Here is a 22,267-nt window from a genome sequence, read left to right on the forward strand (position 1 = left end):
CATGTTCCCGTTTTGTGTCAACGTGTTCGCGCTCTGCCCCGGTCCGGGGACCGGGGGTGTCGCGCGCTGGAACGGGGCGAGAGGGCTAGAGCGGGAGGTAAGAGACGGCTTCGCCGGCCTCGCGCGCGGGGTCGTGCGGCGGGCGGACCAGCAGGGCGTTGGCCTTGGCCAGAACCGAGAGCAGGGAGCTGTCCTGATTGTCGAAGGCGCTGACACAGCCGCTGCCGACCTGCGCCCGCATGTAGTGTTCGCGGGGGCCGTTCGGGCCGATGGGTTCGTTCAGCGTGGCCTCGCGCAGGGCGGGCAGCGCGGTGCCGAGGCCAAGCATGGCGCGGACCATCGGGGCAAGGAACAGGTGGCCGCAGACGATGGCCGACACCGGGTTGCCGGGCAGCCCGAGCATGGCGGTTTCGCCGAGGCGTCCTGCCATCAGCGGTTTGCCGGGGCGCATGGCCACCTTGTAGAAGGCGCGCTCCATCCCGAGTTCGGCGGCGACAGGCGCGACGAGGTCGTGATCGCCGACCGATGCGCCGCCGATGGTCACCACGAGGTCACAGCCGCGTGCGAGGTCGAATGCGGTCAGCAACGAGGCGCGGCTGTCGCGGGCGATGGGCAGCAGGCGCGGCGCGGCCCCCAGTTCGCAGAGCATGGCGTGCAGCGCGAAACAGTTGGAGGCGATGATCTGGTCGGGGCCGGGCGCCTCGCCGGGCATCACCAACTCGTCGCCGGTGGCGATCAGGGCGACGCGGGGTTTGCGGGTCACCTGGACCCGTCCGATGTTCATGGCGGCCAGCAGGGCGACATCCTGCGGGCGGAGCCGGCGGGGGGCGTCGATCCTCGCGCCCTCGAAGAAGTCGGACCCGGCGGGGCGCACGTTGTCCTTGTCGCCGGGATCGTCGGTGATGGTGATCAGGTCGCCCTGGCGCGTCACGTCTTCCTGGATCACCACGAAGTCCGCGCCCTCGGGCATCGGCGCACCGGTGAAGATGCGCACGGCCTGACCCGCGCCGACACGGCCGCCATAGCCGTGTCCTGCAGCCGCTTCGCCGACCACCTGGAACATGGCGTGCATTTCGACCTCGGTGCGGTTGACGGCATAGCCATCCATCGAGGAGGCGGCGAAGGGAGGCTGGTTGCGGGTGGCGGCGACCGGGCTCGCCATCACGCGGCCATGCGCCTCGATCAGCGGAACCTCTTCCACGTCGAGCGGCGAAACCAGCGAGAACAGCCGCGCGCGGGCTTCATCCACCGTGATCATTGTGCCTCGTAGCGGCCTGATTTTCCGCCATCTTTCAGGGTTACGCGAATGCCGCCGATCTCCATCGCGCGATCCGCCGCCTTGACCATGTCATAGACGGTGAGCGCGGCGGTCGAGACGGCGGTGAGGGCTTCCATCTCGACCCCGGTCTGGCCGGTGGTCTTGACGGTGGCCGAGATGCGCAGGCCCGGCAGGTCCGCGTCGGGCGTCAGGTCGACCGAGACCTTGGTCACCGGCAGCGGGTGGCAGAGGGGGATCAGCTCGGGCGTCTTCTTGGCGCCCATGATGCCGGCCAGCCGCGCGACGCTCATCACGTCGCCCTTCTTGGCGCGGCCCTCGGTGATCAGGGTGAAGGTCTCGGGCGCCATCCTGACCCATCCCTCGGCCGTGGCGATCCGCGCGGTCACCGGCTTGTCGGAGACATCGACCATATGCGCGTCGCCCTTGGCGTCGAAATGGGTGAGGCTCATCACATCACCCCGACGGTCAGCGGGTGGGCGAGCAACTCGCGCGTGGCCTGTTCGACATCGTCCTGCCGCATCAGGCTTTCGCCGATCAGGAAGCTGCGCACGCCGTAGCGGGCCATGTCGGCCAGATCATCGGGGGTGAAGAGACCGCTTTCCGATACGATGAGCCGGTCGGCGGGCACGTACTTGGCGAGGCCACGGGTGGTGTCGAGAGAGGTTTCGAAGCTGCGCAGATCGCGGTTGTTGATGCCGATCATCCGGCTTTTCAGCAGGGTCGCGCGCTCCAGTTCGGCGGCATCGTGCACCTCGATCAGGCAGTCCATGCCCCACGCTGTCGCGGCCTCTTCGAGGTCCTGCGCCTGGGCGTCACTGACCGAGGCCATGATGATCAGGATGCAGTCTGCCCCCAGCGCGCGCGCCTCGGCGACCTGGTAGGTGTCGTACATGAAATCCTTGCGCAGCGCGGGCAGTTCGCAGGCGTCGCGCGCGGCGGTCAGGAACGACTTCTCGCCCTGGAACGAGGGCGTGTCGGTCAGCACCGACAGGCAGGTCGCGCCGCCTGCCTCGTAGGCCTGTGCCAGCGCGGGCGGATCGAAGTCGGGGCGGATCAAGCCCTTGGACGGGCTGGCCTTCTTGATCTCGGCGATGAGGCCATAGCCCCGGTTCGCGGCCTTCTGAAGCGCGTCGGCGAAGGGGCGCACGGGGTCGGCGGCGCTGGCCTCGGCCTCGACGGCCTCGAGCGGTTTCGCGGCCTTGTCGGCGGCGACCTCCTCGAGCTTGTAGGCCTTTATCTTGTCTAGAATTGTGTCGGTCATGATGCCTCCGGTCAGGCCCAGTTTATGGCGCTGTCGCCGCGTGCCTGCAACCAATCATTCACCCGGCTGAAGGGGCGCGAGCCGAAGAATCCGCGATAGGCCGAGAGCGGCGAGGGATGCGCCGTGGCGATGCGCAGATGGCCGGGATGGGTCATGCGTGCGCCGAGCTTGTGGGCGGGTCCGCCCCAGAGCAGCAGGGCGCGCGGACGGTCGTCGAGCCGGGCGAGCACCTGATGCACGAGGGCCTGCCAGCCGATGGACTTGTGCCCGTTGGCCTTTCCCGAGGGCACGGTGAGCGCGGTGTTCAGCAGCAGCACGCCCTGGTCGGCCCAGTCGGTCAGGTCGGTATCGGTGCGGGGGAGCCCGAGGTCGGACTCCAGCTCCTTGAAGATGTTGCCGAGGCTGTCGAGGCGGCCTGGAAAATCGGTCGGGATCGAGAAGGCAAGGCCATTGGCCTTGCCGGGGGTGTGATAGGGGTCTTGCCCAAGGATCACGACGCGGGTCGCGTCGGGCTGGGTGTGCTCGAGCGCGGCGAACACGCGCTCGGCAGGGGGGAAGACCGGGCCAGCCTCGGCCGCGACGCGGGTCTCGACGGTCGCGAGCCCCCCGGCGAAGAAGGGCAGGTCACCCCATCCGCCGAGGCGCGAGGTGTCGAACAGGCTCACGCGCCCTGCGTGATGCGCGAGAGCGCGGTCACCTTGGCGCTGGCGGCGCCGCTGTCGATGCTCTCGGCGGCCATCGCGACGCCCTGTTTCAGGTCGTCGGCATCGCCTGCCACCAGCAGCGCGGCGGCCGAGTTCAGCAGCACCGCGTCGCGGTAGGCCGACTTGGCCCCGTCCAGAAGGTCGCGCAGCGCGCGGGCGTTCTGGGCCGGGGTCCCGCCGACGATCGACTCGAAGGGGTGGACGGGCAGACCCGCGTCCTCCGGCCCGATCTCGGTCTCGGTAACCTTGCCGTCCTCGAGGCTGGCGACCCAGCTGATCCCCGCGATGGAGAGCTCGTCGGTGCCGTCCGAGCCGTGGACGAGCCAGGCTTTTTCCGATCCGAGCTTGCCCAGCACCTCGGCCATCGGGCGGATCAGGTCACGGCTGAAGGCGCCGGTGAGCTGGCGTTTCACGCCTGCCGGGTTGGTGAGCGGCCCGAGGATGTTGAACATGGTCCGGGTGCCGAGCTCGGCCCGGACCGGGCCGACGTGGGCCATTGCCGGGTGGTGCATCGGGGCCATCATGAAGCCGATGCCGGCCTCTTTCAGGCATTCCTCGACCAGTTTGGGGCCGATCATCACCTTGATGCCAAGCTCGCCGAGCGCATCCGCCGAGCCCGACTTGGAGCTGAGGTTGCGGTTGCCGTGCTTGGCGACCGGAGTACCGGCGCCGGCCACCACGAGGGCCGTGGCGGTCGAGATGTTCAGCGTGCCCTTGCCGTCGCCGCCGGTGCCGACGATGTCGATGGCGCCTTCGGGGGCGTGGACATGGTGGCATTTGGAGCGCATCACGGCGGCGGCGGCCGCGTATTCATCGACGGTTTCGCCGCGCGTGCGCAGGGCCATCAGCAGCCCGCCGATCTGGCTCGGCGTGGCTTCGCCCGCGAACAGGATGGCAAAGGCGTGCTCGGCCTCTTCCCGGGTCAGGGGGCGGTCGGCGGCAGCACCGATCAGGGGTTTCAGCGCATCGCTCATGCCGGCACCTTCATCGTATTCAGGAAGTTCTGGAGCAGGGCATGGCCGTGCTCGGACGCAATCGACTCGGGGTGGAATTGGACCCCCTGGATCGGCAGATCCTTGTGGGCGAGGCCCATGATGGTGCCATCCTCCAGCTCTGCCGTGATCTCGAGGCAGTCGGGCAGGCTGTCGCGCTCGACCACCAGCGAATGGTAGCGGGTGGCCTCGAAGGGCGACGGCAGCCCGGCGAAGAGCCCTTTGCCGGTATGCTCGATGCGGCCCATCTTGCCATGCACGATCTCGCTCGCGCGGACCACGCGACCGCCGAAGGCCTGACCGATGGTCTGGTGCCCGAGGCAGACGCCCATGAGGGGCGTTCCGGTCTCGGCGGCGGCTTGCGTCAGCGCGAGGCAGATCCCTGCCTGGTCCGGATCGCAGGGCCCGGGCGAGAGAAGGATACCGGCGGGGTTCATGGACATGGCCTGCTGGACATCGAGCGCGTCGTTTCGCCAGACCCGTACATCGGCGCCCAATTCGCCGAGGTAATGCACGAGGTTGTAGGTGAAACTGTCGTAGTTGTCGATGAGCAGCAGCATGGGTTCATTCGCTCGATAATGGGTGGAGGCGGGATTGCTTCCGGCTATAGTGTTCGGCGACGAGTTGTTCAAGGATACCGGGCGGCGTCAAGGGCGCCGCGCCGATGGTCGCGTCGGCTGGACCGCTTCGAAGAGGGCGGCGCCGGGGCGGGGACGGGCCGTGACGGCCAGGCAGGGAAGGCAGAGCGGAATGCGCGGATTTTTCAGCGGAATCATTGTGGGCCTCGTGGTGACGGGCGGCGGACTGGCCGCCTTGTCGCTGGCGACGATGCCTCCCGCACCGCGCCCGGTGGTTGGCAGCGAGGCCCCTGCGGCGGCCCCGGCCGTGCCCGAGGCCCCGGCCGAGTCCATGGCCGAGACCGGCGATGCGGCGCGCCAGGGCGATCCGGACCTTGCAGATGCCGGGCCGGTGAGCCCGGATGGTGCCAGCGCCACGGGTGACAGTGCCGCGCTGCCGGACCCGGGCCCGGCGGTCCGGCCCGAGGTGGCGGCTGCGCCGTCGGCCCCCGAGGCGCCCGCGGAGGGCGGCGAGGCGGCGGTCGAACCCGGAGCGGCGCAACCGGTCGAAACGCCGGAACCGGCCACGGTGCCCGCAGCCCCCGATCCGGACCGGAGTGCCGGGGCGGACACGGCGGCACGGGCCCCGGCCACGCTGGGTGAGACGCCGACGATTGGCGAGGCAGGCAGCACCGGAAGCGACCCCGAGGTCGCCGCAGGCACCGACTCGGCCCCGGTGACCGGCGCGGTGGAGCCGGTGAGCCAGCCCGAGGAAGAGAGCGCGCCGGACGTCGCCACGGCGCCCGCGGAGCCGCCCGCGCCCGAGCCGGTGGCGGAGGCGCCGCAGGTTATCGTGCCCAAGCCCGAGGTGTCGCGCACGCTGCCGGTGATCACGGGCGAGACTGCGCCCGAACCGGCAGCGGAGACGCCCCAGCAGGAAGCCTCGGCCGCGGAGAGCGGTGGCGGGCTTGCGCCTTCCATCGGCCAGCCGGTGCGCCCGCTGGTGGAGCTTGGCGGGGAGCAACCCACGGAGTCGGCGGAGGCGGTCCCAGTCGCGCAGAAACCGCTCGACCGGTTCGCGGTGTCCTTCGAGAACCCCGACAACAAGCCGCTGATGTCCATCGTGCTGATCGACGATGCGCGTTCCTTCGGGATCGAGGCGCTGCAGGACTTTCCCTATCCGCTGACCATCGCGATCAATCCGCTTGCTTCGGACGCGGTTGCCCGCATGGCGCGCCTGCGCGCGGCGGGCTTCGAGATCGTGGCGGTGGTCGACCTGCCCGAAGCGGCAACGGCGCGCGACGCCGAGGTTCTGCTGGCCGCCTCGCTGGAGCGGCTCGACGAGGCGGTGGGCGTGCTCGAAGGGCCGGGCAGCGGCATTCAGGGGAACCGCGCGTTGTCGGACCAGGTCACCGATTTCGTCGGGGCCTCGGGGCTGGGGCTGATCACGCAGGGCAACGGGCTGAACACGGTTCAGAAGCTGGCGGTGAAGGACGGGGTTCCGGCGGTGCCGGTGTTCCGCGACTTCGACGGGGCCGGGCAGACGCCCACGGTGATGCGGCGGTTCCTCGACCAGGCGGCGTTCAGGGCGCGTCAGGAGGGCGGGGTCGTCATGCTGGGGCGGGTCCGTCCTGACACGATCTCGGCGCTGCTGCTCTGGGGGCTGCAGGACCGGGCGAGCCAGGTCGCGCTGGCGCCGGTCTCGGCGGTGCTGAGGTCATCGGTCGCGGCCCGGTAGGGCCGCGCCGCATCAGTTGGCCCAGGTCATCCAGCTTGCCGGGTTGCCGGCGAAGACGTTGATGTCGACCGGGCCGGAAATGCCGGGGACCACGCCGGTTCCGGTGTATTGCCAGAAGGTCCAGTCGCCGCCCGGGTAGACATCGCTGGGATGGCCAGCGACCGAGCGCAGCCAGAAATGGGTGCCGCCGAGGCTGCCGATGCCGGTATCGCGGTAGAAGTCCGGCGTGGTGTAGACGATCGGGCGGCGGCCATAGTGGCGTTCGAGGATATCGAGGAACTTGTCCGCGTCGGCCCGGACCTCGCGCCCGCTGGGACGTTTGGTGCAGGTCTTGGAGTGGTGGTTCCATTCCATGTCGAGGACATGGGGCAGGGCGCTTGCATCCTTGGGAACGTTGCGGATGAACCAGCGGGCCTGTTCCTCGGCGGTGCGGCAGAAATAGTAGAAGTGGTAGGCGCCGTAGCGCACGCCCGCCCGCTTGGCCGCGTCGCGGTGCGACTTGAACATCGGGTCGGCGACGTCGCCGCCCTCGGTCGCCTTGATGAAGGCGAAGGCGACGCCGGAGGCGCGCGCCTTGTCCCAGTCGATGTGGGTCTGCCAGCGCGAGATGTCGATCCCGTGGACCGGGTAGTGCAGGGGCTTGCGGCCCTGCCAGTCGTGCGGGTCGGAATCGTCGAAATCGGGCGGCGGCAGGAAGGCCATGCGCTCGGCGGCCAGCGCACCCTCCTGCGCGACAGAGGCCGCGACGGCCTCGGCCACCGCGTCTGACGAGGCGGTGTAGCTGGTTGTCGCGGTATAGCTGGTCGTTGCCGGGCTGGTGGCGGAATGGCTGGCAGGCGAATAGCTCTGCCGACTTCCGCCGCAGGCGCCAAGCACCATGACAGCGGTGCACATCAAGAATCGGGCGGGGGTCATGCTCGTTGTCCCTCTCATCGCTTTTCACGGAGGCATCTCACGCACCTCTCGCATTCGCGTTATGCGGCCATCATGCCGGTTTGCGCGATTCCCCGCAAGGTGCGGTCCGGGACGGGAGTGGGGTCAGCGGTTGCCGCTGCCCCCGAAACGCGCCGCGTCGGCAGCCGCCCGCCGGATGGCGTTGGACTTGTGCACCGTCTCCTGGAACTCGGCCTCGGGGTCACTGTCGTAGACGACGCCGCCTCCGGCCTGAATGTAGAGATTGGTGCCCTTCATCACGGCGGTCCGCAGCGCGATGCACATGTCCATGTCGCCACCGGCGCTGAAATAGCCCACGCCACCGCCATAGACGCCGCGCTTTTCCGGCTCCAGTTCGTCGATGATTTCCATCGCGCGGACCTTGGGCGCGCCCGAGACAGTGCCCGCCGGCATTCCGGCAAAGAAGGCGTCGAGCGCGTCCTTGTCCTCGGCCAGTTCGCCCACGACGTTGGAGACGATGTGCATCACGTGGCTGTAGCGCTCGATGATGAACTTCTCGGTCGGACGGACGGTGCCGATTTTCGAGACGCGGCCGGTGTCGTTGCGCCCGAGATCCAGCAGCATGAGGTGCTCGGCCAGTTCCTTCTTGTCCGCCAGCAAGTCGGCCTCGAGCGCGCGGTCTTCCTCGGGCGTGGCGCCACGGGGACGGGTGCCCGCGATCGGGCGGATGGTGATCTCCTTGCCGAAGACCCGCACGAGGATCTCGGGGCTGGCCCCGATGACCTGAAAGCCGCCGAAATTGAAGAAGAACATGAAGGGCGAGGGGTTGGTCCGCCGCAGGCTGCGATAGAGCGCGAAGGGCGGGTGGCGGAATTCCTGCGTCCAGCGTTGCGAGGGCACCACCTGGAAGATGTCACCGGCGCGGATGTAGTCCTTGGCCTTTTCCACCGCCGCGCGGTAGCTCTCGGGCGTGAAGTTGGACACCGGCGCGCCGGGTTCCTCTTCTTCGCCCATCTCGCGGGTTTCGGCGGGCATCGCGCGTTCGAGGTCGCGCACCGCGTCCATCACGCGTTCGGCGGCCTGGGCATAGGCCGCGCGGGCCGAGAGGCCGTCGCTGACCCATGCGGGGGAGACCACGGTGACCTCGCCCTTGACGCCGTCGAGCACGGCGACGACCGAGGGGCGCAGCATCACCGCATCGGGCAGGCCGATCGGGTCGGGCGGCACGTCGGGCAGGTGTTCGACAAGGCGGACCATGTCGTACCCGAGGTAGCCGAAAAGGCCGGAGGCCGCCTGCGGCAGGTCGGCGGGCAGGTCGATACGGCTCTCGCCGATGAGAGCGCGCAGGGTGTCGAGCGGGTTGCCCACGAGCGGCTCGAAGGCCTCCGGGTCGAAGCGTGCCGAGCGGTTGATCTCCGAAGCTTCACCGGTGCAGCGCCAGACGAGGTCGGGCTTCATCCCGATGATCGAATAGCGGCCGCGTACTTCGCCGCCGGTCACCGACTCGAGCATGAAGGCGTCCTTCTGGGCGCCCGTCAGCTTGAGCATCAGGGAAACGGGCGTGTCGAGGTCGGCGGCGAGGCGGGTGTAGACCACCTGATTTTCGCCCGCCTCGTAGGCGCGGGCGAAATCGGCGAATTCGGGGATCAGGGCCATCTCGGTGCCTTTAGTTGAAGCTCGCCATCACCGCGGCCAGCGTGTCCTGGTCGACCCGCGGACGGGCGCGCAACTGGACGTCGCGCACGTAGGCCGCGAAGATCGCCTGCGCCAGCGCCTGATCGAGCTGCTCGGACAGGCCGTCGCGCATCCGGGTCACGTCGGCGCCTTCGGCGGGCGGCAGCGTCTCGTCGAGGCGCACCAGCAGCACGGTCTCGTCGGAGGGGATCACCTGGTAGTCGCCGGGCTCCATTGCGAAGATCCGGTTCATGAAGTCCGCCGGGGTGCCGTCGATGAAGGCGGTGCGGGTCAGGCCGTTCTCGACCCGGACCTCGAGCCCGGTGTCGGTGAAGTCGGTCCCGGCCTTCAGCTCGCCCGCAAGGGTCTCGGCGCGGGCGGAGAGGGCGGCGCGCAGCTGCTCCTTGGTCCATTCCTCGGCCACCTTGTCGCGGGCGCTGTCGAAGGGCTCGGGGCGCTCGGGCAGGGTCTCGTCAAGGCGCAGGGCATAGATACTGCCGTCTTCGAGGTAGCCGATCTCGGGGAAATCGCCATCCTGCACTGCGGCGGCAGCCTCCTTGAAGCCGGGATAGGCGGCGGGGCCATCGGCGCTGGCCTCGTTCCATTCCATCTGCCCCAGTTCCATCTCGGTCTCCTGGCCGACCTCTTCGAGGGTCGCGCCACCGGCGAGCATGTCTTCGATGGGTTCGGCGCGGGATTCGATCTGGCGGCGGGCGCCTTCGAGCGCGAGTTCGTCGTGCAGCTCCTGGCGGACCTCTTCCAGCGGGGTGGTGCGGGCTTCGAGCTTGCCGTTCACACGGAACAGGGCGGGCCCGAGGTCGGAGGGCAGCGGGCCAACGACGTTGCCCACCTCGGCCGAGAACACGTCATCGGCAGCGGCGCCAACGTCGTCACGGGTCACGTCGCCGAGGTCGATATCGGAGAGCGACAGGCCACGGTTCTGCACCAGGGCCTCGAAGGTGGTACCGCCCACCTCGAGCTGCGCCTTGGCGCCGCTGGCGGACTGCTCGTCGGAGAAGACGAGGCGTTCGACCAGGCGGCGCTCGGGCTGCTGGTACTCGGTGCTGCGCTCGTCATAGAGCTTTTGCACGGCGGCCTCGTCGACCTCGATATCGCCGAGGATCATCTCGGGGGTCAGCAGCACGTAGGTCAGCTTCTTGGTTTCGGGCAGGACGAACTGGTCGCCGTGGGCGTCGAAATAGGTCTGCAGGTCGGCGTCGGTCGGCTGGGCCAGCGGCTCGGGCAGGGCGGCCTCATCGAGGCTGGCCCAGGTGAAGCTGCGGCGCGCGGCGACGTAATCGGTCATCCGGTCGGCCAGAACGGCGGGCATCTTGATGCCCGAGCCGATGGCCTGCTGAAGGATGGTGCGGGCCCCTTCGGCGCGCAGGTCCTTCTCGAAGTCGACCTCTTTCAGGTTCGCCTGCTGGAGCGCGAAGCGATAGGTCTCGCGGTCGAACTTGCCGTCGATCCCCTTGAAGGCGTCGATGTTCATGATCTCGCGCTGCAGGTTCGTGTCGCCCAGCGACAGACCCATCTGCGCGGCCTCGTCGTCGAGCGAGGCGAATTGCACGAGGCGGTTCAGCACCATCTGGTCGAGACCGTAGGCGCGGGCCTGTTCGACCGTCATCGCGGTGCCGGTCTGCGCCTCGATCGAGCGCATTTCGCGCTGCAGATCGCGGGCGAAATCGTCCACGCTGATCGACTGGTCGCCCACGACACCGAGGGTGCGGGTGGTGCCGCTGAAACTGGTGGCGCCAAAGCCGGCAAGGCCGACGATCAGTAGTGCGACGATGACCCAGACAACCGTCTTGGACATGGTTTTGACGCGTGCGGCCATGGTGCCTCCCTTGCGGCGCTGGTCTGCCTTGTAATTGCGGCCCTGCATACTGGCATGCTCGGGGGGGAGCAAGGTCAGAAGGTCAGGCCCTTCAGTCGTTGGAACATCTGCCCGATGCCGTCGCGGTCGAGGTTGGCGAAGGCGATGCGCAGGTGACGCTGGCCCGAAGGGTCGTCCTCGGGCACGAACATGGTGGCGGGCAGCAGCAGCACGCCGGCCTCTCGCACCAGTGCCTTGGCGAGCTGGTCGGAGGGCAGGTCGAAGGGGTGCGCCACGTAGGCGAAGTAGGCGCCGAGGCCGCGCAGGGCCCAGCCCTCGCTCTCCAGTGCCGGGAAGCCCTCGGAGATGGCGGCGCGGCGGTCGAGGATCTCGGCCCGTTCCCCGGCCAGCCAGTCACCGAGGTTGCGCATGCCCCAGAGCGCCGCGTGCTGGCCGATCTGGTTGGGGCAGATGGTGACGCTGTCGACGAACTTTTCGACCTCGTCGAGCATGGCGGACGAGGTCATGATCGCCCCGACCCGGTGGCCGGTCAGGCGGTAGGCCTTGGAGAAGGAATAGAGGTGGATCAGGGTCCGGTCCCAGTCGGGATCGGTGAAGAGATCGTGCGCGGCGCCGGTCCGGGCATCGAAATCCTTGTAGGTCTCGTCAAGGATCAGGCGGATCCCGTTGCGCTGCGCCAGTTCGTAGAAGGCGCGCACCAGCTCGGCCGGGTACTCGGCCCCGGCGGGGTTGTTGGGCGAGACCAGCGCGATGGCGCGGGTGCGGGGCGTGATCAGGGCGGCGGCGCGCTCGGGGTCGGGCAGCATGTCGGGGCCGGTGGCCAGCGGCACGGTCTTGACGCCCGACATGTCGAGCCACATGCGGTGGTTGAAGTACCACGGCGTCGGCAGGATGACTTCGTCACCCTCGCCGGTCAGGGCGTGAATGGCGGCGGCGAAGGCCTGGTTGCAGCCGGAGGTGATCGCGACCTGCGCCGGGGTGATGTTGCCGCCGTAATGGGCGGACCACTGGGTCGCGAGTTCGGCGCGCAGTTCGGGCAGGCCGAGGTCGGGGCCGTAAAGGTGCACGTCGTCCCGGTGCAGCGCCACGTCGGCCATCAGCTGGCGCAACTCTTGCGGGGGCGGGGCCACCGGGGCGGCCTGGCTCACGTTGATCAGGGGCCGGTCCGGCGGAAAGATGACACCGTCAAGCCAGCGCCGCGCGGCGACGATGGGCGGGGCAAAGGTGGACTGGCTGCGGGTGATCGGCATTGGCGGGGCTCCGTCGACTGGTCCGGAAGCCTTAGCAAGCCCCCTCAGGGAGCGGAAGGGGAGAGTATGGCGAATGCCGTCTCGATGATCGCGGAGGGCAGTTCCTTGTCGAGCGGCTGGTGGCCGACCAGCAGGCGGAAGAAGAGCGGCCCGTAGATCATGTCGAGCAGCACCTCCATGTCGGGCGGCGGCTGGAGGCGACCGAGCGAGATGAAGGTCTCGATCATCTCGCGCCCGTCCTGCCGCGCGGCGAGGATCACCCGGTTGCGAAAGGCGCGGGTCAGTTCGCTGCCGGGATCGGCCGAGGCGAGGGCGAGGGTGATCTGGCGCCCGCGCGTGGTGCCGAAGGCGGTGATCAGCCTGTCGAGCTGGCGGATCAGGGCGGCCCGTGGAGCGCCCCGGGTCTCGGGCATCTCCTCGGTATCCGAGATCAGCGCCTCCATCGCCAGCTCCTGCGCATTGGACCAGTGCCGGTAGATGGTCGGCTTGCCGGTGCCGGAGGCGGCCGAGACGGCCTCGACCGTCAGCTTGCCCATGCCATCGCGCATGAGGATGGTGCGCGCTGCTTCGAGCGCGCGGGCGCGCGAGGCGGCTGAGCGGGGGCGACCGGGGCGAGGAAGAGTATCTTGATTCATTTCGAAACGGAACGTATCGTAATTAGTGAAAGTGATTAACGAAACGTACCGTATTATCCGTTGTCCGGCAATCTGGGAGGTTTCCATGGCAACCGAATTTCAATCCGTTACCCCCTACCTGTGCTGTAGCGGTGCCGAAAAGGCGCTGGCGTTCTACATCGAAGCCTTTGATGCCAAAGAGGTTTTCCGCATGACCGACCCCGGAGACGGGCGCATCGGGCATCTGGAGTTCCGCATCGGCGAGGCGCTGTTGTTCCTTGCGGATGAGTACCCGGACTTTGGCGCGGTGAGTCCCGACACGCTGGGCGGCACGCCGGTGTCGCTGCACCTGCAGGTCAGCGATTGCGACGCTGTGGTCGCGCGGGCGGAGGCAGCAGGGGCGATGGTGTTGCGCCGACCTGCGGACCAAAGCTTTGGCGAGCGCATGGCGCAGATCCAGGACCCCTGGGGGCACCGATGGTTCATTGCCCAGACGGTCGAGCAGGTGAGCCCCGAAGAGATGCAGCGACGCTGGGAGGCGGAGACCGGGATCTAGGGGTGCGGTGGCGTTTCGGAGGCGCGGGTTGCGACGGCCCGGTTGGGTGCTCGGTTGCGGTGCGCGGGATCTTTGGGTGTGCCGCCCTGATGGTTTGGGCTTACCGAGGGGGCGTTCCGGGTGGCAGGGCTGGTTATCTGGCTGGTCTGTGGCTGCCCGCTGGCGGAGTTGCAGGCCGCGTTGGAGATACGGGTTCGGTTTGCAGGGGGCGGGTCGCGCCGGGAGGCGTTTCCGATCACGTCGGGCCGGATGTCTGAACGGACCTGGAAGAGTCGCCAGTTGCACCCCGCGGTGTTTTCGATTCCGTCAGGTTGCCTGGCTGGTAGCGGCTGGCTGAGTGACCGGTCGCAAGGGGCAAAAGTCTGGTCGCGCGGGTTGATCTCGAGACAAGCCAAGAGCCTGGGAGCGCGCTCGCGTTGGGGTGGAGGTTGCGGGAGGGGCTTGGATCAGCGCCCGGCGGGCCTTCGATCAAGATCGACCCTCAGGCGTACCGCCCGGCTGCTGCTGTTCGTCGGTCCGCCTTTACGTACCAGCCTGACGGTAAAAGCCCCGAACCGGAAACCTCGGCTCAGTCCTTGCCGCGGTAGGGTTCGACGTATTGCAGCGCCATGTCCCAGGGGAAGAAGATCCAGGTATCCTGGCTGACCCCGGTGATGAAGGTATCGACCTGCGGCTCGCCCGAGGGTTTGGCGTAGACGGTGGCGAAATGCGCCTTGGGATAGAGCTTGCGCACTAGTTCCAGCGTCTTGCCGCTGTCGACGAGGTCGTCGACCACGAGAATGCCTTCGCCGTCGCCCATCATCTCGGCATCGGGAGCTTTGAGCACCTTGGCCTCGGAACGGCTCTGGTGATCGTAGGATTTGACGCTGATGGTATCGACCGTGCGGATGTCGAGCTCGCGCGCCACGATCATCGCGGGGGCCATGCCGCCACGGGTGATGGCCACCACGGCCTTCCATGAGCCGTTGTGCGGGCCCTTGCCGTCGAGCCGCCACGCGAGCGCGCGGGCGTCACGGTGAATCTGGTCCCAACTGACGTGGAACCCCTTCTCATGTGGCAGGCGGTCATTCATGGCAGACATCTCCCTCTATGGGGCAACTCTCTTAGGCCAGGTCGCCGCCGAAGGGAAGCCGATCTTGCGCTCAGGACTTGGCGATATCGGGGGCGTCGACGGCCTTCATGCCCACGACGTGATAGCCGGCGTCCACATGATGCGTCTCGCCCGTCACCCCGGCCGAGAGATCCGACAGGAGGTAGAGTGCCGAGCCGCCCACGTCGTCGATCGAGACATTGCGGCGCAGGGGCGAATTGTACTCGTTCCACTTCATGATGTAGCGGAAATCGCCGATGCCCGATGCTGCGAGCGTCTTGATCGGGCCGGCCGAGATGGCGTTGACGCGGATGCCGTCCTTGCCCAGATCCTCGGCGAGGTAGCGCACCGAAGCCTCGAGCGCCGCCTTGGCCACGCCCATCACGTTGTAATGGGGCATGACGCGCTCGGCGCCGTAATAGGTGAGGGTCACGGCGCTGCCGCCTTCGGTCATCATCTTTTCGGCCCGCTGCATCACCGCGGTGAAGCTGTAGACCGAGATGTCCATCGACAGGGTGAAGTTGGCGCGGCTGGTATCGACATAGCGGCCGCGCAGCTCGTTCTTGTCGGAGAAGCCGATGGCGTGGACCACGAAGTCCAGCTTGCCCCAGCGTTTGCCGAGCTCTTCGAAGAGTGCGTCGATCGAGGCCTCGTCGCCCACATCGCAGGGCAGGACGATTTCGCTGCCCAGTTGTGCGGCGAGCGGGTCCACCCGCTTTTTCAGGGCGTCGCCCTGGTAGGAAAAGGCGAGCTCGGCGCCCGAATCGGACAGCGCCTTGGCGATGCCCCAGGCGATGGACTTGTCATTGGCCAACCCCATGATCAGTCCGCGCTTGCCGCTCATCAGCTGATTTGACATAGAGTTCTCCACCCCGATTGTGCCGTAGAGCTGACCTTTAGGCGATAGATTGGGGGGCTTCAAGAGGATGCGCACGTCGAGGGCTCTTAAGCCTGCCGTGGCGTCACCAGGACACGGAAAGGGACGGATATGAGCGACCGCGACGGCATTTTTGCAGGAGATGACCCTTTCGAGATCGTGCGCCGGTGGCTGGTCGAGGCCGAGGCGAGCGAGGTGAACGACCCGAACGCGATCGCGCTTTCGACGGTCGATGCGGAGGGCTTGCCGAACGCCCGGATGGTTCTACTTAAGGATGTGGAGCCCGACGCCTTCGTCTTTTACACCAATTACGAGAGCAAGAAGGCGGGCGAGCTCGACGGGGCCGGCAAGGCGGCGTTCGTCATGCATTGGAAGTCGCTGCGCCGTCAGGTCCGGGTGAGGGGCCTGATCACACGCGAAAGTGGCGAGAAGGCCGACGCCTATTACGCGTCGCGTTCGCTCAAGAGCCGGCTGGGAGCCTGGGCCTCCCGTCAGTCGCAGCCGCTCAGGAGCCGGGGCGCGCTGATGGCGGAAGTTGCTAAGGTGACGGCCCAACACGGGCCGAACCCGGCCCGCCCGCCATTCTGGGGCGGCTACCGGCTGAAGCCCGTGGAAATCGAGTTCTGGGCCGACGGGGCGTTCCGGTTGCACGACCGTTTCGTGTGGCGCCGGGCGGACCCGGGGGCGGCGTGGCAGGTAGACCGGCTGAACCCATGATGCGGGGATCACGCTATCTAAATGCGCTGTGTGGAAAAGTTTTTTTGGAACTTGAAATTATCTGTCAATATTGCGCAGATCGGTGTTTACTATGTTCGCGCGACTTTGTGACGGGTGTTTTGTGGCAGAAGACTTGAACAGCATGTATCACGTGCGTGGGCAGGTGAAGTGGTTTGATCCGACCAAGGGGTTCGGATTCGTGGTCGCTGATGAGGGCGGCCCGGATATCCTTCTGCATGTCAATGTTCTGCGTAATTTCGGCCAGAGTTCCGTCGCCGATGGTGCCCGTATCGAGGTGGTCAGCCACCGGACCGAGCGTGGGGTGCAGGCGGTCGAGGTGATCTCGATCACGCCGCCCGAGCGCGATGATACGCCCGTTCTCACCGATTTCGCCGACATGTCGCCGGATGCTCTAAAGACCATCCCGCTTGAACCCGCGCGGGTCAAATGGTTCGACAAGGGCAAGGGATTTGGTTTTGCAAACGTCTTCGGGCGGCCCGAGGACGTGTTCCTGCATATAGAGGTGCTGCGCCAGTCGGGCCTGGCCGACCTTCAGCCGGGTGAGGCGCTGGCCATCCGGGTGATCGACGGCAAGCGCGGTCGCATGGCGGCCGAGGTGCAGGCCTGGGAATTCGCGAACCCGAAACCGGGCGAGTGATGTTGCGCTCTTTCTGCCTTTCGGCCGTTCTGGCCCTGTCCGCCCATGCGGTTTCGGCCGGTTGCAGCGCGGATTCCGTCACCCTGCAGGGTGGTTGGGGCACGGCGATGTTCCGTGTCGAGGTTGCCGACGACGTGGACGAACGCGCCCGCGGGCTGATGTTCCGCGAGTCGATGGCGCGCAGCCACGGGATGCTCTTTGTCTACGAGGAACCGCAGCGCGCGGTGTTCTGGATGAAGAACACGCTGATCCCGCTCGACATGGTCTTTCTCGACCGTACCGGCACCGTGACACGGGTGCATTCCAACGCCATTCCCGGGGACCTCACGGGGATCGACGGGGGCGAGGGGGTCTACGCGGTGCTGGAGATCAACGGCGGGCTGGCCAAGGTTTACGGCATCGGGCCGGGCGACAAGATGCAGAGCCCGGTGTTCGAGGGCGGACCCGCGGCCTGGCCCTGCGACCCGTAGGCGCGGGCACCGGAAGAACCTGAATCTAGGGGTTTTCAAATCGCGGACTTGCGTCTAGACAGCCGCATGGTCCGGGGCGTGGCGCAGTCTGGTAGCGCACCTGTTTTGGGTACAGGGGGTCGTGAGTTCGAATCTCGCCGCCCCGACCATCCTCTCTCTCAAGTAGTTCTTTGACTCAGCTGGTTTCGACCGCCTGGGGCACGCCGCCCGCGGCGCGCATCATGTCGTTGACCTTGCGGGTGAAGAATGCGTCGCGGTGTTTGACGCGCACCGGCTGGCCGTGTTTCTGCGGCACGTTGAGGTAGGCGTCGAGCACCACGACATAGCCGGGATCGTCCGGCTGGGCGTTGATCCGCAATACCAGCTGCGGCAGCGACTCGGTGGTGCCGCCATAGCGCAGGATCATCGCGGCGGTGGCGTCGGGCGACAGGTAGGAGCGGCACTCGACCGAGTTGCGGTCAAGCCGGTGAAACTTGTCCGCAGGCTGGGAGCAGACTTCCTCGAAGGCGGAGAAGAGGTCTGTCGGGTACGAGTCGAAGCGCGCGCGATGCTCCAGCTGCGCTACATCTTGGGGTACGCATGCCGCACAGGTCAGGAGAAGAGCGGCAATCAGGCGTGTCATTCAGTGAGTCTCCGGGCGCGGTCGTGTCGCGATGTCTACACATACGACATATAGGGTCGGACTGCGAGAATCGCCCGGAAATAATTTTCGCGCCGCGCGCCATGTTGAGGCGAGGGGTTAAGAAAAAACCCCAAACTTCATGAATATAATGGGAATTCCCTAACGGAAGCGCGGTTGCCGGATCGGCGGTTGTTCACCGCTTCCTGTGGAGGAATCGGGATCCGCCTGTGCACAACCGGTGGGCAAAAGTGGTGCAAGACCAAAGAATCCCTCCGAGGGCAAAAAAACTCGTTGACCTCTTAGTGCGAGCTACGCCAGATTGTGTGTGCCGGGACGTGAGCCACTAAATCTGGTGTCCAACCCAGAGCGGTCACCGCAGCCGGCAGGGACGAACACGTACAACTCGACATATGAACGCGCAGAACGCGCATCCCTGCTTGGGCAGGGACCGGGAAAGTTGTGCCATTCGCCCTCCGGGCAAGGACGGCTCCGATTGGGCGGAGCAAGGCCGGGGCGCCCGCCCGTGCCGAACCGGGATAAAGCTGAAGACAGAGGCAGCAATGAAAATCGAAAGAAAATTCACCAAGGCAGGGCAGGATGCTTACGCGGCTCTGGATTTCGTTTCGGTCACGTCCGAGATCCGCAACCCGGACGGCTCCACCGTTTTTCATCAGAGCGATATCGAAATTCCCGCGACCTGGAGCCAGGTCGCCAGCGACGTGATCGCACAGAAATACTTCCGCAAGGCGGGCGTTCCCTCGAGCCTGAAGAAGGTCAAGGAAAAGGACGTGCCCGAGTTCCTGTGGCGGTCGGTTCCCGAGGAAGGCGCCGTGATGGGCGGCGAAACCTCCTCGAAGCAGGTGTTTGACCGCCTCGCCGGCGCATGGGCCTACTGGGGCTGGAAGGGCGGCTACTTCTCGACCGAGGACGATGCGCGCGCCTATTACGACGAGATGCGCTTCATGCTGGCCACCCAGAAGGCCGCGCCGAACTCTCCGCAGTGGTTCAACACCGGCCTGCACTGGGCCTATGGCATCGACGGCCCGAGCCAGGGCCACCACTACGTCGACTACAAGACCGGCAAGCTGACCAAGTCCAAGTCGGCCTACGAGCACCCGCAGCCGCACGCCTGCTTCATCCAGTCCGTTCAGGACGACCTGGTGAACGAGGGCGGCATCATGGACCTCTGGGTGCGCGAGGCGCGCCTGTTCAAGTACGGCTCGGGCACCGGCACCAACTTCAGCCACCTGCGCGGCGTGGGCGAAAAGCTCTCCGGCGGCGGCAAGTCCTCGGGACTCATGGGTTTTCTCAAGATCGGTGACCGGGCAGCCGGCGCGATCAAATCAGGCGGGACCACCCGTCGGGCAGCGAAGATGGTGATCGTTGACGCCGATCACCCGGATATCGAGGACTTCATCCAGTGGAAGGTTCTCGAGGAGCAGAAGGTCGCCAGCATCGTCGCCGGGTCCAAGATGCACGAGAAGATGCTGAACGGCATCTTCGCCGCCATCAAGTCCTGGGACGGCGCCGAGGCTGACGCCTTCGACCCCGCCAAGAACGACGGCCTGAAGACCGCGATCCGCGAAGCCAAGAAGGTCGCGATCCCGGAAACCTATATCAAGCGCGTGCTGGACTATGCCAAGCAGGGCCACACCAGCATCGAATTCCCGACCTACGATACCGACTGGGACTCGGAAGCCTACAACTCGGTGTCGGGCCAGAACTCGAACAACTCGATCCGCGTGACCAACGCCTTCCTGAAGGCGGTCGAGAAGGACGCGGACTGGGAACTGATCAGCCGCGTGGACGGCAAGGTCGCCAAGACCGTGCGTGCCCGCGACCTGTGGGAAAAGGTCGGCCATGCCGCATGGGCCTGCGCCGATCCGGGCATCCAGTTCCATGACACCGTCAACGAGTGGCACACCTGCCCGACAGACGGCGAGATCCGCGGATCGAACCCGTGCTCGGAGTACATGTTCCTTGACGATACCGCCTGCAACCTGGCGTCGATGAACTTGCTGACCTTCCTGAAGGACGGCCAGTTCCAGGCGGGCGACTACATGCACGCGGCGCGGCTGTGGACGCTGACGCTGGAAATCTCGGTGATGATGGCGCAGTTCCCCTCCAAGGAAATCGCGCAGCTCTCCTACGATTTCCGTACTCTCGGCCTTGGCTATGCCAACATCGGCGGCCTGCTGATGAACATGGGCTACGGCTATGACTCTGCCGAGGGCCGCGCCCTCTGCGGCGCGCTGACCGCGATCATGACCGGCGTGGCCTATGCGACCTCTGCCGAGATCGCCTCGGAACTGGGGGCCTTCCCGAGCTACGACCGCAACGCCGAGCACATGCTGCGGGTGATGCGCAACCACCGCAACGCGGCTTACGGCCGGACCGAGGGCTACGAGGCCCTGACGGTGAAGCCGGTGCCGCTGGATCACGGCAACTGCCCCGACAGCAAGCTGATCGACATTGCCAAGGCGGTCTGGGACGAGGCGCTGGAACTGGGCGAGAAGCACGGCTACCGCAACGCGCAGTCGACCGTGATCGCGCCGACCGGCACCATCGGTCTGGTGATGGACTGCGACACCACCGGGATCGAGCCCGACTTTGCCCTGGTGAAGTTCAAGAAGCTCGCCGGTGGCGGTTACTTCAAGATCATCAACCGCTCGGTTCCCGCCGCGCTGGAGAAGCTGGGTTACGGTTCGGCCGAGATCGAGGAGATCGTCTCTTACGCGGTCGGTCACGGCACCATCGGCAACGCGCCGGGCATCAACCACACCACGCTGGCGGGTCACGGCTTTGGCGCCAACGAACTGGCCAAGGTGGATGCGGCGCTGGCTTCGGCCTTCGACATCCGCTTCGTGTTCAACCAGTGGACGCTGGGCGAGGACTTCTGCAAGAACGTCCTTGGCATCCCGGCGGAGAAGCTGAGCGACCCGACCTTCAACCTGCTGGGTCACCTCGGGTTCTCGCGCAAGGATATCGAGGCTGCCAACGACCACGTCTGCGGCACCATGACCCTCGAAGGGGCGCCGTTCCTCAAGGAAGAGCACTACGAGATCTTCGACTGCGCCAACCCCTGCGGCAAGAAGGGCAAGCGCTTCCTCTCGGTCGACAGCCACATCTACATGATGGCCGCCGCCCAGTCGTTCATCTCCGGCGCGATCTCCAAGACGATCAACATGCCGAACGATGCGACCATCGAGGACTGCCAGAAGGCCTATGAACTGAGCTGGTCGCTCGGCGTGAAGGCGAACGCGCTCTACCGTGACGGGTCCAAGCTGAGCCAGCCGCTGGCTGCCGCTCTGGTCGAGGACGACGACGAGGCCGCCGAGATCCTCGAAACCGGTACGCCGGTCGAGAAGGCCACCGTGCTGGCCGAGAAGATCATCGAGAAGGTGGTGGTGAAGGAGATCGTCCGCAGCCACCGCGAGAAGATGCCGCAACGGCGCAAGGGCTACACCCAGAAGGCCGTTGTCGGCGGTCACAAGGTCTACCTGCGGACCGGCGAATACGAAGACGGCAACCTTGGCGAGATCTTCATCGACATGCACAAGGAAGGCGCTGGCTTCCGGGCGATGATGAACAACTTCGCCATCGCGGTCTCGGTCGGCCTGCAATACGGGGTGCCGCTGGAGGAGTTCGTCGACGCCTTCACCTTCACCAAGTTCGAGCCGGCCGGCATGGTGCAGGGCAACGACAGCATCAAGAACGCCACGTCGATCCTCGACTACGTGTTCCGCGAACTGGCGGTGTCCTACCTCGACCGGACCGACCTGGCCCATGTCAAACCGCAGGGCGCGAGCTTTGACGACATCGGCCGGGGCGAGGAAGAGGGCGTGTCGAACATCTCGGAGATCACCGAGAGCGCGGCAAGCCGGTCGCTGGAAGTGCTGAAGCAGATCAGCTCGACCGGCTACCTCCGCAAGCGCCTGCCGCAGGAACTGATGGTGTTCCAGGGCGGCGGCATGGACACCTCGGCGACGACGGTGCTGCAGCAGCCCGTCCAGTCGGCCCAGGCTCAGGCCAGCGGTTCGACCGCGATGAGCACGGGCACCGTGACCATGGATGCACGCACCAAGGCCAAGATGCAGGGCTACGAGGGCGAAGCCTGCGGCGAGTGCGGGAACTACACGCTGGTGCGCAACGGCACCTGCATGAAGTGCAACACCTGCGGCGGCACCAGCGGCTGCTCGTAAGGCAAGAGACTGAATCGCACCGCCCAGGCGGTGCGTAGGGGGCGCGGGCTGCCACGCGCTGACTGGCCCCCGACGAAACACCGGAAGCAGGCGGGACCCCAAGACCGTCGGTTTCCACGGGCCGGATTGCTCTCGTACCCAAGGAGGTGCGTCCGGTCCAACACCGCAGGTCATCCTCGGAGATCTGCGGGGGACAGGGTGGGGGCGGACAACTGTCCTTGCCCACCTTTCCACGGGGCGGGTGCGCTCGCCCCTGACGACGTTCAGGCCGCAGG

20 protein-coding genes and 1 tRNA gene are annotated in these 22,267 nt (G+C 66.7%); 7 read left to right on the forward strand and 14 right to left on the reverse strand.

Annotated features, from left to right (window positions below):
* Positions 1–85: 85 nt before the first annotated feature.
* Genes DDT93_RS02250 through DDT93_RS02275 form a run of 6 tightly spaced genes read right to left on the reverse strand, consistent with a single transcriptional unit; the run spans position 86 to position 4,796 of the window.
* The gene (locus tag DDT93_RS02250; RefSeq protein WP_109464162.1) at positions 86–1,258 is read right to left on the reverse strand and encodes a molybdopterin molybdotransferase MoeA; all 1,173 of its coding nucleotides are present in this window, start codon (positions 1,256–1,258) and stop codon (positions 86–88) included.
* Positions 1,255–1,731 (reverse strand): cyclic pyranopterin monophosphate synthase MoaC, encoded by a 477-nt coding sequence (gene moaC, locus DDT93_RS02255; protein WP_109464163.1) that lies wholly within the window; start codon positions 1,729–1,731, stop codon positions 1,255–1,257. Before moaC ends, DDT93_RS02250 begins: the two co-directional genes overlap by 4 nt.
* Entirely contained in the window at positions 1,728–2,540 is an 813-nt protein-coding gene (trpC, locus tag DDT93_RS02260; protein ID WP_109464164.1) for an indole-3-glycerol phosphate synthase TrpC, read from the reverse strand. Before trpC ends, moaC begins: the two co-directional genes overlap by 4 nt.
* An 11-nt stretch (positions 2,541–2,551) precedes the next feature.
* Entirely contained in the window at positions 2,552–3,199 is a 648-nt protein-coding gene (locus DDT93_RS02265) for a uracil-DNA glycosylase (protein ID WP_109464737.1), read from the reverse strand.
* 2 nt (positions 3,200–3,201) lie between these two features.
* Positions 3,202–4,218, reverse strand: a complete 1,017-nt coding sequence (gene trpD / locus DDT93_RS02270; RefSeq protein WP_109464165.1) for an anthranilate phosphoribosyltransferase — start codon at positions 4,216–4,218, stop codon at positions 3,202–3,204.
* Positions 4,215–4,796, reverse strand: coding sequence for an anthranilate synthase component II (locus DDT93_RS02275; RefSeq protein WP_109464166.1), 582 nt, complete (start codon positions 4,794–4,796; stop codon positions 4,215–4,217). Before DDT93_RS02275 ends, trpD begins: the two co-directional genes overlap by 4 nt.
* A 190-nt stretch (positions 4,797–4,986) precedes the next feature.
* On the opposite strand from DDT93_RS02275, the gene DDT93_RS27030 reads away from it, so the two are divergent.
* Positions 4,987–6,531, forward strand: a complete 1,545-nt coding sequence (locus DDT93_RS27030; RefSeq protein WP_109464167.1) for a divergent polysaccharide deacteylase family protein — start codon at positions 4,987–4,989, stop codon at positions 6,529–6,531.
* 12 nt (positions 6,532–6,543) lie between these two features.
* Here DDT93_RS27030 and DDT93_RS02285 read toward each other — a convergent pair whose 3' ends face one another.
* The 5 genes from DDT93_RS02285 to DDT93_RS02305 all read right to left on the reverse strand — a co-directional run bounded on the left by DDT93_RS02285 (position 6,544) and on the right by DDT93_RS02305 (position 12,821).
* The gene (locus DDT93_RS02285) at positions 6,544–7,446 is read right to left on the reverse strand and encodes a glycoside hydrolase family 25 protein (protein ID WP_232825350.1); all 903 of its coding nucleotides are present in this window, start codon (positions 7,444–7,446) and stop codon (positions 6,544–6,546) included.
* A 123-nt stretch (positions 7,447–7,569) separates the two neighbouring features.
* On the reverse strand, positions 7,570–9,081 hold the full coding sequence (gene trpE / locus DDT93_RS02290) for an anthranilate synthase component I (protein WP_109464169.1): 1,512 nt from the start codon (positions 9,079–9,081) through the stop codon (positions 7,570–7,572).
* A gap of 10 nt (positions 9,082–9,091) precedes the next feature.
* Entirely contained in the window at positions 9,092–10,936 is a 1,845-nt protein-coding gene (locus DDT93_RS02295; RefSeq protein WP_109464738.1) for a peptidyl-prolyl cis-trans isomerase, read from the reverse strand.
* Positions 10,937–11,010: 74 nt separating this feature from the next.
* Positions 11,011–12,186: an aminotransferase gene (locus DDT93_RS02300; RefSeq protein WP_109464170.1), complete on the reverse strand. Its 1,176-nt coding sequence runs from the start codon at positions 12,184–12,186 to the stop codon at positions 11,011–11,013.
* A gap of 44 nt (positions 12,187–12,230) precedes the next feature.
* Complete coding sequence (locus tag DDT93_RS02305) at positions 12,231–12,821, reverse strand: TetR/AcrR family transcriptional regulator (protein ID WP_109464171.1); 591 nt, start codon at positions 12,819–12,821, stop codon at positions 12,231–12,233.
* Positions 12,822–12,906: 85 nt separating this feature from the next.
* Between DDT93_RS02305 and DDT93_RS02310 the strand changes: the two genes are divergently transcribed.
* Complete coding sequence (locus DDT93_RS02310; RefSeq protein ID WP_109464172.1) at positions 12,907–13,356, forward strand: VOC family protein; 450 nt, start codon at positions 12,907–12,909, stop codon at positions 13,354–13,356.
* A 568-nt stretch (positions 13,357–13,924) separates the two neighbouring features.
* On the opposite strand, the gene gpt is transcribed toward DDT93_RS02310, so the two are convergent.
* Entirely contained in the window at positions 13,925–14,428 is a 504-nt protein-coding gene (gene gpt / locus DDT93_RS02315) for a xanthine phosphoribosyltransferase (protein ID WP_109464173.1), read from the reverse strand.
* A 70-nt stretch (positions 14,429–14,498) separates the two neighbouring features.
* A complete protein-coding gene (gene fabI / locus DDT93_RS02320; protein WP_109464174.1) occupies positions 14,499–15,305 on the reverse strand; it encodes an enoyl-ACP reductase FabI in 807 nt (268 codons plus the stop codon).
* A 129-nt stretch (positions 15,306–15,434) separates the two neighbouring features.
* On the opposite strand from fabI, the gene pdxH reads away from it, so the two are divergent.
* From pdxH to DDT93_RS02340, 4 genes are all read left to right on the forward strand, one after another.
* Complete coding sequence (pdxH, locus tag DDT93_RS02325) at positions 15,435–16,040, forward strand: pyridoxamine 5'-phosphate oxidase (RefSeq protein ID WP_109464175.1); 606 nt, start codon at positions 15,435–15,437, stop codon at positions 16,038–16,040.
* A gap of 121 nt (positions 16,041–16,161) precedes the next feature.
* On the forward strand, positions 16,162–16,698 hold the full coding sequence (locus tag DDT93_RS02330) for a cold-shock protein (protein ID WP_109464176.1): 537 nt from the start codon (positions 16,162–16,164) through the stop codon (positions 16,696–16,698).
* The gene (locus tag DDT93_RS02335) at positions 16,698–17,168 is read left to right on the forward strand and encodes a DUF192 domain-containing protein (protein ID WP_109464177.1); all 471 of its coding nucleotides are present in this window, start codon (positions 16,698–16,700) and stop codon (positions 17,166–17,168) included. The genes DDT93_RS02330 and DDT93_RS02335 overlap by 1 nt, the downstream gene beginning before the upstream one ends.
* Before the next feature lie 72 nt (positions 17,169–17,240).
* Positions 17,241–17,317 (forward strand) — tRNA-Pro (locus tag DDT93_RS02340).
* Positions 17,318–17,343: 26 nt separating this feature from the next.
* Here DDT93_RS02340 and DDT93_RS02345 read toward each other — a convergent pair.
* Positions 17,344–17,790: a hypothetical protein gene (locus DDT93_RS02345; RefSeq protein WP_109464178.1), complete on the reverse strand. Its 447-nt coding sequence runs from the start codon at positions 17,788–17,790 to the stop codon at positions 17,344–17,346.
* A 560-nt stretch (positions 17,791–18,350) separates the two neighbouring features.
* Here DDT93_RS02345 and DDT93_RS02350 point away from each other — a divergent pair.
* A complete protein-coding gene (locus DDT93_RS02350) occupies positions 18,351–21,992 on the forward strand; it encodes a vitamin B12-dependent ribonucleotide reductase (RefSeq protein ID WP_109464179.1) in 3,642 nt (1,213 codons plus the stop codon).
* Positions 21,993–22,267 lie beyond the last annotated feature (275 nt).

This window comes from Albibacillus kandeliae (genome assembly GCF_003116585.1).
GTDB classification, from domain to species: domain Bacteria; phylum Pseudomonadota; class Alphaproteobacteria; order Rhodobacterales; family Rhodobacteraceae; genus Albibacillus; species Albibacillus kandeliae.

What these genes read in the sequence shown, in the direction of transcription:
- DDT93_RS02285 (WP_232825350.1), bottom strand. Translation starts at nt 7,446, where the DNA reads ATGACCCCCGCCCGATTCTTGATGTGCACCGCTGTCATGGTGCTTGGC.
- DDT93_RS02345 (WP_109464178.1), bottom strand. Translation starts at nt 17,790, where the DNA reads ATGACACGCCTGATTGCCGCTCTTCTCCTGACCTGTGCGGCATGCGTA.
- pdxH (WP_109464175.1), top strand. Translation starts at nt 15,435, where the DNA reads ATGAGCGACCGCGACGGCATTTTTGCAGGAGATGACCCTTTCGAGATC.
- DDT93_RS02295 (WP_109464738.1), bottom strand. Translation starts at nt 10,936, where the DNA reads ATGGCCGCACGCGTCAAAACCATGTCCAAGACGGTTGTCTGGGTCATC.
- fabI (WP_109464174.1), bottom strand. Translation starts at nt 15,305, where the DNA reads ATGTCAAATCAGCTGATGAGCGGCAAGCGCGGACTGATCATGGGGTTG.
- DDT93_RS02305 (WP_109464171.1), bottom strand. Translation starts at nt 12,821, where the DNA reads ATGAATCAAGATACTCTTCCTCGCCCCGGTCGCCCCCGCTCAGCCGCC.
- DDT93_RS02335 (WP_109464177.1), top strand. Translation starts at nt 16,698, where the DNA reads ATGTTGCGCTCTTTCTGCCTTTCGGCCGTTCTGGCCCTGTCCGCCCAT.
- gpt (WP_109464173.1), bottom strand. Translation starts at nt 14,428, where the DNA reads ATGAATGACCGCCTGCCACATGAGAAGGGGTTCCACGTCAGTTGGGAC.
- DDT93_RS02310 (WP_109464172.1), top strand. Translation starts at nt 12,907, where the DNA reads ATGGCAACCGAATTTCAATCCGTTACCCCCTACCTGTGCTGTAGCGGT.
- trpC (WP_109464164.1), bottom strand. Translation starts at nt 2,540, where the DNA reads ATGACCGACACAATTCTAGACAAGATAAAGGCCTACAAGCTCGAGGAG.
- trpE (WP_109464169.1), bottom strand. Translation starts at nt 9,081, where the DNA reads ATGGCCCTGATCCCCGAATTCGCCGATTTCGCCCGCGCCTACGAGGCG.
- DDT93_RS02300 (WP_109464170.1), bottom strand. Translation starts at nt 12,186, where the DNA reads ATGCCGATCACCCGCAGCCAGTCCACCTTTGCCCCGCCCATCGTCGCC.
- DDT93_RS27030 (WP_109464167.1), top strand. Translation starts at nt 4,987, where the DNA reads ATGCGCGGATTTTTCAGCGGAATCATTGTGGGCCTCGTGGTGACGGGC.
- DDT93_RS02275 (WP_109464166.1), bottom strand. Translation starts at nt 4,796, where the DNA reads ATGCTGCTGCTCATCGACAACTACGACAGTTTCACCTACAACCTCGTG.
- trpD (WP_109464165.1), bottom strand. Translation starts at nt 4,218, where the DNA reads ATGAGCGATGCGCTGAAACCCCTGATCGGTGCTGCCGCCGACCGCCCC.
- DDT93_RS02250 (WP_109464162.1), bottom strand. Translation starts at nt 1,258, where the DNA reads ATGATCACGGTGGATGAAGCCCGCGCGCGGCTGTTCTCGCTGGTTTCG.
- DDT93_RS02350 (WP_109464179.1), top strand. Translation starts at nt 18,351, where the DNA reads ATGAAAATCGAAAGAAAATTCACCAAGGCAGGGCAGGATGCTTACGCG.